Source organism: Cupriavidus cauae, assembly GCF_008632125.1.
GTDB lineage: Bacteria > Pseudomonadota > Gammaproteobacteria > Burkholderiales > Burkholderiaceae > Cupriavidus > Cupriavidus cauae.
The window spans coordinates 260,373-271,559 of sequence record NZ_VWRN01000031.1; the positions used below are offsets into that span (position 1 = coordinate 260,373).

Below are 11,187 nucleotides of genomic sequence, written 5' to 3' on the forward strand. Positions count from 1 at the left end.
GCGCCAAAGTGGACGCGGCTACAATGCGCATGGCCCGATATCCACGGGCCGCCGCCGAATTCCAGCTTCCCTCCGCCCGCATGACCGCCGCCCCGATCGATTCCCCCGCGTCTTCGTCCTCCTTGCCGCCTGCCTGGCGTATCGATCCGGTCCGCCTGCGGGCCGCGCTGGCCGAAGAGGCCCGGCAGTGGCAGCTCGAGATCGTCGAGGAAACCGGCTCGACCAATGCCGATCTGGTCCAGGCCTGCCGTCGGGCCCCGTGGGGCGAGGCCGGCATGCTCAGGCTCGCCTACCGGCAGACCGCCGGCCGCGGACGCCAGGGGCGGCCATGGCAGGGGCAGGCCGGCATGACGTTCTCGGTGGCGATGCCGCTCGCGTTGCCCCCGGCCCGGCTGGCGGGGCTGAGCCTCGCGGTCGGGCTGGCGCTTGCGGACGCGCTGAACGACGTCGACGCACGGCTGGGCAAGGCGGTCGGCCTCAAATGGCCGAACGATCTGCAGATCGACGGGCGCAAGCTGGCGGGCATCCTGATCGAATCGGTGCCGGCGGGGCCGCAGCGGGTCTGGGCGGTGGTCGGCATCGGCCTGAACCTGGTGCGCGACGCCGCGATGGAGGCCGCGCTCGGCCGCTCGCTGGCCGGCGTCACCGAATGCATGGCCCGATTCGACCCGCAGCATGGCCCGACCGACTTGCTGGCCGCGGTGCTGAACCGGCTGGCGGCGATGCGCACCGCCTTCCTTGCCGACGGCTTTGCGCCGATGGCGCGGCGCTGGTCGGCGCGCGATGCCTACCGCGACCAGCCGGTGCGGCTGCTGCACGACGGCGCGGTACAGGCCGAGGGCATGGCGCGCGGCGTCGACGACGAGGGCCATTTGCTGCTGGAAACCGCAAACGGGCTGCAGCGGATCGCCTCGGGCGAGCTGTCGCTGCGGCCCGCCGGCGAGGGGGCGCGATGAGCGCGAACCAGGATGCGGACACCATTGCGGGCGGCACTGCGCGCGCCAATGCGAGCGGCACTGCGAACGCCAATGCGAACACCAATGCGAGCGCGACTGCTGACACCACCGCCGACGCCAATGCGACCGCCACTGCGGACACCACCGCGGGCGCTGCCGCTGACGCTGCCGCGGACATCGCCGCGGCCGCTGCCGCAGATACCACCGCGAACGCCACCGTGCTGCTGATCGATATCGGCAATACCCGCTTGAAGTGGGCCTGGTGCGACGCGGCCTCGCTCGGCGCCCCGGCCACCGGCGCGCTGCCGGTGCCGTGGCGCACCGGCGGCGCCTGCGGGCATGAAGCGCTGGCCACGCTGGCCGGCGATTGGCGCGCGCTGGCCGATGCCGAGGGCGCACCACGCGGCGTGTGGATCAGCAATGTGGCCGGCCCTGTCATCGCGGCCGAGGTCGATGCCTTGCTGGCCGATGCCTTTGGCGGTCCGCCGGCGGTGCACTGGGCCCGCGCCACCGCGTCGCACGGCACGCTGGACAACGGCTATCGAGAACCGAGCCAGCTCGGCGTCGACCGCTGGGTCGGCGGCATCGGTGCGCGCCACCATCTGCCCGAGGGCAATCTGCTGATCGTCACGGCCGGCACCGCGACCACGATCGACGTGGTGCTGGCGCCGGACCGCGGCGACGGTAGTGACGGCAATGAACAGCGCATCGGCGGCAGCGCCAGCAACCGCAGTGGCGGCAGCAACGCCAGCAACGCCAGCAGCGGCGCGCCGGCGCGCTCTCGCTTCGCCGGCGGCATGATCCTGCCCGGACTCGCGCTGATGATGGGATCGCTGGCGCGCAATACCGCGCAGCTGCCGGCGGTCGAGATCGGCGAGGCCCATGCCGCGGCGGCCTGGGCCGACAACACCCGCGATGCGATCGCCGCCGGCTGCCTGGCGGCCCAGGCCGGCGCGATCGAACGCGCCTGGGACGCGCTGACCCGGCGCGGTCCGGCCCGCTGCCTGCTGTCGGGCGGCGCGCGCGAGGCGCTGGCCGGCGCGCTGACGCTGCCGTTCGAGCGGCACGAGAATCTGGTGTTGCTGGGTTTGTCGGTGATGGCGGCGCAGCAGCGAGGGCGCTGAACGCGGGTTGAACGCCGCCCGAACAGGGCGAACGCGGGCACCGTTCAACGCGGAACCACGGCCGCGGTCCGCAGGGCCCGGCCCGCAGGTTCAGCCGCCCTGCCTGACCTTGTGCAGCAGCTTGGTGGTCGAGCGGTCGTGCAGGAAGGGGATCGCGTAAGCCTGGCCGCCCCAGCTGCGCACGAGCCGGGTCTCTTCCAGCGTATCGATCTCGTAGTCGCCGCCCTTGACGTAGATGTCGGGGCGGACCAGCCGGATCAGCTCGACCGGCGTCTTTTCGCCGAACATCAGCACCAGATCGACCGATTCGAGCGCGGCCAGCAGCGCCATGCGGTCGGCCTCGCCATTGAGCGGGCGATCGTCACCCTTGCCCAGCATCCGTACCGAGGCGTCGCTGTTGACGCCGACCACCAGGCAGGCGCCCAGCTGGCGCGCCTGCGCCAGGTAGGTGGCATGGCCGCGATGCAGGATGTCGAACACGCCGTTGGTAAACACCATCGGGCGCGGCAGGGCCGCCAGGCGCCGTTGCAGCGCCTGGGGATCGTCGGTCGAAGCGAGCTTGGCCTCGAAGGCCGGGGGAGACAGCGTCATCGCAAGGACGGCGCCGGCATCAGGCTTCGGCGGGCTTGGCGCCGCCATTGGCCTGCAGCCGCGCGTTCAGTTCCTTGCGATAGCGGTTCAGGTCCTGCACGGTCTCGAAGGTGCGCTCGAACAGCAGCGACATGTTGTGCAGGATGCGGTCGATGACCTTCTTCTCCCAGCCTTCGTCGAAGCGGATCTGCTTGTCCAGCCAGTGCTCGAGCCAGTCCGGATCGGGCAGGCGAGACTGCACGGTGTCGTTCGGGAACAGGGCCTTGTTGACGTGCAGGTTGGTCGGGTGCAGCGGCTTCTCGGTGCGGCGCGCCGACGCCATCAGCACGCCGATCTTGGCGAAGGCCGAGCGCGCGTTGTCGCCGAACTGGTTCAGGTACTTCTTCATGTAGCGCAGGTAGGCGCCGCCGTGGCGAGCCTCGTCCTGCGACAGCGTGCGGTAGATATGCTTGATCACCGGCTCGGTGTGCCATTCGGCGGCACGGCGATACCAGTGGTTCAGGCGGATCTCGCCGCAGAAATGCAGCATCAGCGTTTCGAGCGGCGGCGCCGGATCGAATTCGAAGCGCACCGCGTGCAGTTCTTCCTCGGTCGGGACCATATCCGGGCGGAAGCGGCGCAGGTACTCCATCAGCACCAGCGAATGCTTCTGCTCCTCAAAGAACCACACGCTCATGAACGCCGAAAAGTCGGAGTCGTGGCGGTTGTCGCGCAGGAACATTTCGGTGGCCGGCAGGGCGGACCACTCGGTGATCGCGTTCATGCGGATGGTTTTCGCCTGATCGTCCGTCAGCAGACTGGCGTCGAAGGAATCCCAGGGGATGTCCTTGTCCATATGCCAGCGGACCGCTTCCAGCGATTTGAACAGTTCGGGGTAGAGCATGGTAAGCCTTTGAAATTACGGGCAGATTCTACCAGATGCGAATCATTCCTATAGACCTTTTGCTGGCCGTCCGCAAGTTGCCGCGCGAACGGTTCGATGCCGCTTGCCAAGGGCGGACCCGGCGGCAGCCTGCCACAGCAAGCTGTCGGGACTGTGAAAATCCGCAAAACAGCGTCAGGCCAGCGCCGAAGCGGGCGGAGAGCCTGCCTCGCTGGTCGCCGGCGCGCGGCTCCCGGCCGGCGTGCCGGGGATCACACCGTAGAGGAAAGCGGCCAGTTCGTCGCCCTGCGCCTGCGCATCGCGCTCGCCCAGCGCGATCAGCGCCTGCGTGAACTCGGGCTCGAACAGCAGGTAGCTAGCAAATGCCGCGCCTTTGGCTTCGGTGCCGCCGAGCGGGGCCAGCAGCGCGCGCACGGTGCGGGGCAGCCGCTTGACGTGTTCGATCGCCAGCGACTCGATCGGCTCGCTCGGCGAGATCGTCATCACTTGCACCGGGCGCCAGCCTTCTCGATCGTTGGCGATCTCCGGCATGCGGGTCAGCAGCGTGTTGATGTGCTGCAGCCGCTCGAGATCGGCCGACAGGCCGTCCAGGAAGATGCTGGCCAGCGCCTGGCCGCCGACCTGCGCCAGCGACGGGTAGCCGCCCGCCGGCACGGTGTCGTAGCCGCCGGCGCGCGGCGCCGAGGCCGCGCCGATCGCCAGGATGCGCGAGGCGCCGAGGTGGATGGCCGGCGACAGCGGCGACATCTGCCGCATGGTGCCGTCGCCGAACCACTCGTGGTGGCCGTCCAGTTCCAGCGGCGTGGCGGGAAACAGGAAGGGGATCGACGACGAGGCCAGCAGATGATCGACGCCGATGCGCGCCTCCACCGCGATGCGCTGGCTGCGCCGCCAGGGCTGGATGCGGCGGTGCGACTGGTAGAAGGTCACGTGCCGGCCGGTCGAATACGACAGCGCGGTGATGGCCAGCGCCTGCAGATGGCCGGCATCGAGGCTGCCCTGCACACGGTCGGGATCGAACAGCTCGCTCAGCAGGCTGTCCAGCGGCTTGTTGTCGAACAGCGCGCGCGGCGCGTGCCGCAGCGCCCAGCCGACCGCCAGCGCGGAGAGCCAGCGGGCCCCCGAGATGCCGACGCGCAGCACGTCGGTCCGATAGACGTCCTCGGCATGGATGCTGGACCACAGCGCGGCCAGCGTTTCGGTGGCGCGATCGAAGTCGCCGGCGTCGATCGCCAGGCCGGCGCCGTTGATCGCGCCGGCCGAGGTGCCGCAGATGATCTCGAAGGGATTGCGCGTGCCCACGCCATGGCGGGCGGCGATGCGGGCGATGCCGCGCAGCACGCCGGCCTGGTAGGCGGCGCGCGCGCCGCCGCCCATCAGGATCACCGCGGTGGTCTTGCTCGCTGCCAAGGCGCCTCCGCTGTCAGTGTCCGTTGTTGGCCTTGCCGCGGCGCACGGGCTTCGCGGTCTTGCCGGCGGGCGCGGCGCCGTTCGAGGGGCCATGCGAGGGGCCACTCGAGGCGCCATTCGAGGTGCCATGGGAGGTGCCGTTCGTGCCGGCCTTCGTGCCCGCTTTTGCCCCCGCTTTTGCCCCCGCTTTTGCACCCGCCTTCGCGCCGCCTCCGCGGGTCCCGTCGGGGGGGCCGTCATTTGCCGCGCGTGTCGCCCTGCTGCCTGCCGCCTTCGCCGCCGGTTTGGAGCGGCCTTTGGCCGTCGGCTTCGCGCTGCCCTTGCCGGACGGCGCCGGCTGTTCCGGTTCGCTCGCGCCAGCGGCCCCCGCCTGGCCGCTGCCCTGGGCCGCCGCCCCGGTTCCCGGCTGGCCGGCGCCGAAGGCGCCCAGATTGTTCAGCGAGGCCAGGCTCGCGGCGGCCGCGCTGCTCGCGATCTGATTGAATTGCTGCTGCAGCATGTCCCACCACAGATTGGCCTGCGGGGGCGGCGAGGCGCCGCCGGACTGCGATGCGCCAGCTTGCTGCCCGGCCCGCTGTCCGGCCTGCTGTCCAGCGCGTTGCCCCGGCTGTTCCGCTTGTTCCCCTCGGCGTTCGGGCGGCGCTTCCTGGTCCGGGCTGTCCGGGCCCTCGTCCTCGTCCTCGTCGTAATCGGGCGTGGCCTCCATCTCGGCCATGTCGGCCAGATCGCTCGGGTCGATGCCTTCCGCGCCGGCGGCGGGCTGTGCCGGCGGCGGTGAAGCCGGACGCCGCGGCGGCGTCGCGCTCGGCGCGTTGGCCGCGCGGGCGACGTTTTCCATCGCGCTCTGCAGCGCCTCGGGCGACAGCGCCTCGCCGACCGTCTTCAGCGCGACCAGCGTCGCGCGCTGGACCTCAAGCCCCTGGATCGTGGTGCGCAGCAGGTTGGCGTTCAGCTGCAACCAGCTTTCGACCGCCTTCAGGTCATGGATGCGCTTGTCGACCTCGTCCAGATCCATTGGCGGCGTCATCGCCTGCAGGCCGGGCATCAGCCCGGTCGGCATGCCCGCCGCGTTGCCCCACATCTTGCGCAGAAATTCGAAGCCGTCATTGAAATCGGGTATCTGTCCAAACATGGTCTGTGCTCCGCGGTGGGGCCATCGTCATTGGAAAATGCGCGCTGTCCGGGGCGTCCCGCGCGCGGGCTCAAGCGCCAACTCAAGCGCCAACTCAAGCGCCAACTCAAGCGCTGATTCAAACGCCGACTCAAGCGCTGATTCAAACGCCGACTCAAAGGCCGACTCAAAGGCCGACTCAAAGGCCGACTCAAACGCCGACTCAAAGGCCGACTTCAACGCTGACCCGTGGCCGACGCACAAAGTCGACCGAACCGTCGGCTCAAGCGCCGAAACGCGGCGGCCGTTTCTCGCGCAGGCTGGCCACGCCTTCGCGGACATCGGGTCCGGCAAAGCCCATGAATTCGAGCGCCAGCGAGGTATCGAAGGCGGGCCCGGCCATGCGCAGCCAGTTGTTCAGCGCGTACTTGGTCCAGCGGATCGCGCTCTGCGAACCTTCGGCGAGCCGGTTGGCGATCTCGAAGGCCTTGGCCACCAGCTCGCTCTCGTCGACCGCCAGCGAGACCAGCCCGATGCGCTCGGCTTCCTCGCCGCTGACCGACTCGCACAGCATCAGATAGTACTTGGCCTTCGCCATGCCGCACAGCAGCGGCCAGACGATCGCGGCGTGGTCGCCGGCGGCGACGCCGAGCCGCGTATGCCCGTCGACGATGCGCGCGGTGCGCGCGGCGATCGAGATATCGGCCAGCAGCCCGGCCACCAGCCCGGCGCCCACGGCGGGACCATGCATCGCCGACACCACCGGCTTGTCGCAGTTGATCACGTTGTAGACGAGGTCGCGCGCCTCGTGCCAGACGCGCGCGCGGGTCTCGAAATCGTTGGCCATGTCCTCGACCAGCGCGAGGTCGCCGCCGGCCGAGAAGCCCTTGCCTTCGCCGCGGATCAGCGCGACGCGGATCTCCGGGTCGGCCGACACGTCGCGCCAGATCTCGGCCAGTTCGCGATGCATGTTGGCGTCGGCGGTGGCCAGCTTGCGGTTGGCCGATTGCTGTGCGCCCATCACGATCTCGAGGATGGGGCCGTGCTGGCGCAGGGTCAGCGCCTGATAGCGGGCGTAGCGTTCGGAAGGCGTGGTGCCGTTGTTGCCAACGGTGGCGGCTGAAGTGGCGGCGGGGGTGGTGGTCATGGCGGGCGCGGACTCCTGGCGTGGGTGGGAGGCGCGGCGGGCGGCCGCGGCTGCGCCGGACAGGGGAGCAATCGGCGGCCCGAAACGGGCGCGCCGGAATTCCCCAACCGGACGGTCGGGAAATTATAGGCGCATCGCTGCCGCGGTCCGCATCACGCCGCGCCGGTCCCAGACTCCGCCGCAATCCGGCGGGTCAGGCCACTTCCGGGCGCGTCACGCTGCTCAGGCCGCTCAGGCCCCGCTCAGGCCACTCAGGCCGCTCAGGCCGCTTCTGGCCGCTTCTGGCCGCTTCGGGCCGCTTCAGGCCGGCGCCGCCACCACCTGATCGATCGCGCCGAAGATCGAGCGGCCCTGGGCGTCGAACATCTCGATCTTGACCGCGTCGCCGTACTGCATGAACGGGGTCACCGGCGCGCCGCTCTCGATCGTCTCCAGCGTGCGCTTCTCGGCGATGCAGCAGTAGCCCTTGCTGCGATCGACGTTGGAGATCGTGCCCGAGCCGACGATGCTGCCGGCCCGCACATTGCGCGTCTTGCAGATGTGGGCGATCAGCTGGCCGAAGTCGAACACCATGTCGGTGCCGCAGTCGGGCGAGCCGACCTTCTTGCTGTTCCACCAGACCGTCAGCGGCAGATGGACCTTGCGCTCGCGCCAGGCCTCGCCGAGCTCGTCGGGCGTGACCGCCACCGGCGAGAACGCCGTGGCCGGCTTGCTCTGGAAGAAGCCGAAGCCCTTGGCCAGTTCGGCCGGGATCAGGTTGCGCAGCGACACGTCGTTGGCCAGCATCAGCAGCCGGATGCCTTCGGCCGCCTGCTCGGGCGTGGCGCCCATGCGCACGTCGCCGGTGATCACCGCGACCTCGGCCTCGAAGTCGATGCCCCAGGCCTCGCTGGCGCAGACGATGTCGTCGCAGGGCCCGAGCAGGTCGTCCGAGCCGCCCTGGTACATCAGCGGATCGGTCCAGAACTCCGGCGGCATCTCGGCGCCCCGCGCGCGGCGCACCAGTTCGACGTGGTTGACGTAGGCCGAGCCGTCGGCCCACTGGTAGGCGCGCGGCAGCGGCGCCATGCACTGGCGCGGATCGAACGCGAAGGGATGGCGCGCGCGGCCGGCGTTCAGCGCGTCGTACAGATCCTGCAGCTGGGGCGCGAGGAAGTGCCAGTCGTCCAGCGCGGTCTGCAGCTTGCCGGCGATGTCGGTGGCATAGTGCGCGGTCTTCAGGTCGCGCGACACGACCACGAGCTGTCCGTCGCGCGAGCCGTCCTTCAGGGTGGCCAGTTTCATCGGGATTCCTGCATCAAGAACGACGCCGGCATCGAGCCGGCGTGCGGATGGCGAGATGGCGCCGGCTGTGCCGGCCGCCGCGAGGGCGTCAGTCTACCGTGATGCCCTTGGCCTTGATCAATTTGCCCCAGCGTTCGGCCTCGGTGCGGGCGTACTGCGCGAACTCGTCCGGCGTGCTGGAGACCGGCTCGACGCCGATGCCCTCGAAGCGCTTGTGCACCTCGGGCTGCTTCAGCGCCTTGACCAGCTCGGCGTTCAGCCGGGTCACCACCGGCTGCGGCGTGCCGGCCGGGGCGACCACGCCCTGCCAGGCGTAGGCCTCGAAGCCGGCGACGCCGCCCTCGGCCACCGTCGGAACCTGCGGCAGCGCGGCCAGCCGCTTGGGCGTGGCGCTGCCGAGCGCGCGCAGCTTGCCGCCGAGCACGTTCTGCTGGCCAGCCGCCAGATCGAGGAACATCACGTCGACCTGGCCCGCCAGCAGGTCCTGCACCGCGGGCGCCGCGCCCTTGTACGGCACGTGGGTCATCCTGATGCCGGTCTGCTCCATGAACAGCTCCATCGCCAGATGGTGCGGGCTGCCGGCGCCGGGCGAGGCGAAATTGACCTTGTCCGGGTTCTTGCGCGCGTAGTCGACCGCCTCCTTCAGCGTGCGCGCGGGGAAGTTCGGGTTGGCGACCAGGATCAGCGGGAAGCGGGCGATCATGCCGACGTGGACGAAGTCCCTGGCCGGGTCGTACGGCAGCTTGCGGTACAGCGAGGGGTTGGCCGCCAGCGTCGCGGTGTCGGCGGTCAGGATCGTGTAGCCGTCCGGCCTGCTGTGCGCGACGGTGTCGGCGCCGACGATCGTCGCCGCGCCGGGCCGGTTGTCGATCACCACCTGCTTGCCGAGCGCGGGGGAGATCGCCTGGGCCAGCGTGCGCGCGACCACGTCGGTGCCGCCGCCGGCCGGATAGGGGACCACCCAGCGGACCGGCTGGCTGGGCCAGGCCGCCTGCGCCGCGGCCGGGCGGGGCAGGGCGGCGGCAATGGCGGCCAGCGCGCCGGCGCTCAGCACGGCGGCGTTCAGCAGGCGACGCAGGATCGGCAGGGAAGGGCGCGCGGTGGGCGCAGCGGCAAGCGGGGCTGGCATGCGGGTCTCCGGGATGTTGTTGTGCGGGCGTGGTGCCGTGTTCGGGTGTTCGGGTTTTCGGGTGTTCGAGCGCTCGGCGTCCGCCGTCCGGGCGGCCCGGGCGTCCTGGCCTTCGGGCTCTTGGGTTTTGGGCTTGCGGACGTCCCTGGATGCATTTCGACGCTTTTCGGCACGGTCGGCACCCTTGCGCAGTCTAGCGACGGATTAAAAACTGGTAAATCGATTTCGCTATAGTAAATTTACGGATCGGGGCGTAGCGCGACGTGACGGAATCGAACTATATTGCCGCGCTGGCCCGCGGCTCGCCGGCCCGGGCGCTGCCATTCCGTATCCCCCGTACCCAAATCCCGGGTACCGACCCGCCCGCTCCATATCGACGCATGACCGAACTAGAAGAAGACGACGCCAAGCTGCGCACCGGCATCCAGTCCATCGAGGTGGGCTTCCAGCTGCTCAAGGCGCTGGCCGCCTCGCCGCGCGCGATGATGCTGCGGGACCTGGCCGCCGCGGCCGACATGAATCCGGCCAAGGCGCATCGCTATCTGGTCAGCTTCCAGCGGCTGGGCATGGTCGCGCAGGACCCGGTCAGCGGCCGCTACGACCTGGGGCCATTCGCACTGCAACTGGGACTGGCCGGGCTGAACCGGCTCGATCCGGTCAAGAAGGCGCGCCCGATCCTGTCCCAGCTGCGCGACGACATCGACCAGACCGTCGGCATCGCGGTCTGGGGCAACCACGGGCCGACCGTGGTGCACTGGGAGGAGTCGAGCCACCCGGTCACCGTCAGCCTGCGCCTGGGCGACGTGATGCCGATGCTCAATTCGGCCACCGGGCGCCTGTTCGGCGCCTATCTGCCGCGCCAGCAGACGCTGCCGCTGATCGAGCGTGAACTGAACGAGCGCCGGGACGACAATCTGCCGGACCTGCCGCGCTCGCTGGCCGACTACGACGCGGTGTGCGCCGACGTGCGCGCCCACGGCGCGGCGCGCACGCTGGGCGGGGTGCTGCCGGGCATCAACGCGATCTCGTTTCCGGTGTTCGATGCGAGCGGCCACGTCTCGATGGCGCTGATCGTGCTGGGCGCCCAGACCGTATTCGATGCAGAATGGGGCGGAGCGATCGACCGCCAGGTGCGCGAGATCGCACATCGGATCTCGACGGAGCTTGGATATCTTGGCGGGACCCCGCCGACCGGAAACGCCGGTCACGCCTGATGCGAAACGTGCGCGCCGCCTGCGCTGGGCGGTCGCGCTGGCGGTCGTACTGGTCGCGCATGCGCTGGTGCTGATCGGGCTGGTGCGGATGCCCGGTCCGCTGATTCCGCTCGACGCGGTCGACACGCCGGCGCTCGAGGCGATCCTGCTGCCGCCCAAGCCGGTCGCCGTCGCCCCGACTCCGCCGCCACGTCCGCGCCGTCCTCCCCCAAAACCCGCTCCCGCCCCGGCCGCCACGCCGGAACCTGAGCCGGCTGCCGAGCCCGCGCCAGGGCCGCCGGCGCCGGCCGAAGGCTCCCCGCTGGCGACCTCGCCGGGCGGCACCGGCAGCGTCGCGG

General features: G+C 70.4%; 10 protein-coding genes and 1 pseudogene. 4 read left to right on the top strand and 7 right to left on the bottom strand.

Translation table 11 applies throughout. The annotated features are described in order from the left end of the window. The first annotated feature begins 80 nt into the window (after positions 1-80). Both F1599_RS12100 and F1599_RS12105 read left to right on the top strand, forming a co-directional pair. Positions 81-956, top strand: a complete 876-nt coding sequence (locus tag F1599_RS12100; protein ID WP_150083271.1) for a biotin--[acetyl-CoA-carboxylase] ligase — start codon at positions 81-83, stop codon at positions 954-956. Beyond that, complete coding sequence (locus tag F1599_RS12105; RefSeq protein ID WP_150083254.1) at positions 953-2,080, top strand: type III pantothenate kinase; 1,128 nt, start codon at positions 953-955, stop codon at positions 2,078-2,080. Before F1599_RS12100 ends, F1599_RS12105 begins: the two co-directional genes overlap by 4 nt. Before the next feature lie 90 nt (positions 2,081-2,170). On the opposite strand, the gene rfaE2 is transcribed toward F1599_RS12105, so the two are convergent. The 7 genes from rfaE2 to F1599_RS12140 all read right to left on the bottom strand — a co-directional run bounded on the left by rfaE2 (position 2,171) and on the right by F1599_RS12140 (position 9,635). Continuing rightward, positions 2,171-2,665, bottom strand: a complete 495-nt coding sequence (rfaE2, locus tag F1599_RS12110) for a D-glycero-beta-D-manno-heptose 1-phosphate adenylyltransferase (protein WP_149317603.1) — start codon at positions 2,663-2,665, stop codon at positions 2,171-2,173. 25 nt (positions 2,666-2,690) lie between these two features. Further along, the gene (locus tag F1599_RS12115) at positions 2,691-3,554 is read right to left on the bottom strand and encodes an acyl-ACP desaturase (protein ID WP_149317322.1); all 864 of its coding nucleotides are present in this window, start codon (positions 3,552-3,554) and stop codon (positions 2,691-2,693) included. Positions 3,555-3,728: 174 nt separating this feature from the next. After that, complete coding sequence (locus F1599_RS12120) at positions 3,729-4,931, bottom strand: patatin-like phospholipase family protein (RefSeq protein WP_190286347.1); 1,203 nt, start codon at positions 4,929-4,931, stop codon at positions 3,729-3,731. A gap of 46 nt (positions 4,932-4,977) precedes the next feature. Continuing rightward, positions 4,978-6,096 (bottom strand): PhaM family polyhydroxyalkanoate granule multifunctional regulatory protein, encoded by a 1,119-nt coding sequence (locus F1599_RS26205; protein WP_395895535.1) that lies wholly within the window; start codon positions 6,094-6,096, stop codon positions 4,978-4,980. Between the two features lie 262 nt (positions 6,097-6,358). After that, a complete protein-coding gene (locus F1599_RS12130; protein ID WP_150083256.1) occupies positions 6,359-7,222 on the bottom strand; it encodes an enoyl-CoA hydratase/isomerase family protein in 864 nt (287 codons plus the stop codon). A gap of 300 nt (positions 7,223-7,522) precedes the next feature. After that, complete coding sequence (locus tag F1599_RS12135) at positions 7,523-8,506, bottom strand: fumarylacetoacetate hydrolase family protein (RefSeq protein ID WP_150083257.1); 984 nt, start codon at positions 8,504-8,506, stop codon at positions 7,523-7,525. Positions 8,507-8,594: 88 nt separating this feature from the next. Continuing rightward, positions 8,595-9,635 carry a Bug family tripartite tricarboxylate transporter substrate binding protein gene (locus F1599_RS12140; protein WP_150083258.1) on the bottom strand — a complete coding sequence of 347 codons (1,041 nt, stop codon included), beginning with the start codon at positions 9,633-9,635 and terminating at the stop codon, positions 8,595-8,597. A gap of 380 nt (positions 9,636-10,015) precedes the next feature. Here F1599_RS12140 and F1599_RS12145 point away from each other — a divergent pair, with 380 nt between their 5' ends. Both F1599_RS12145 and F1599_RS12150 read left to right on the top strand, forming a co-directional pair. After that, positions 10,016-10,849: an IclR family transcriptional regulator gene (locus F1599_RS12145; protein ID WP_150083259.1), complete on the top strand. Its 834-nt coding sequence runs from the start codon at positions 10,016-10,018 to the stop codon at positions 10,847-10,849. Then, positions 10,809-11,187 (top strand): annotated as a pseudogene (locus tag F1599_RS12150) (DUF3108 domain-containing protein); the annotation flags it as partial. The gene F1599_RS12145 and the pseudogene F1599_RS12150, both read left to right, overlap by 41 nt.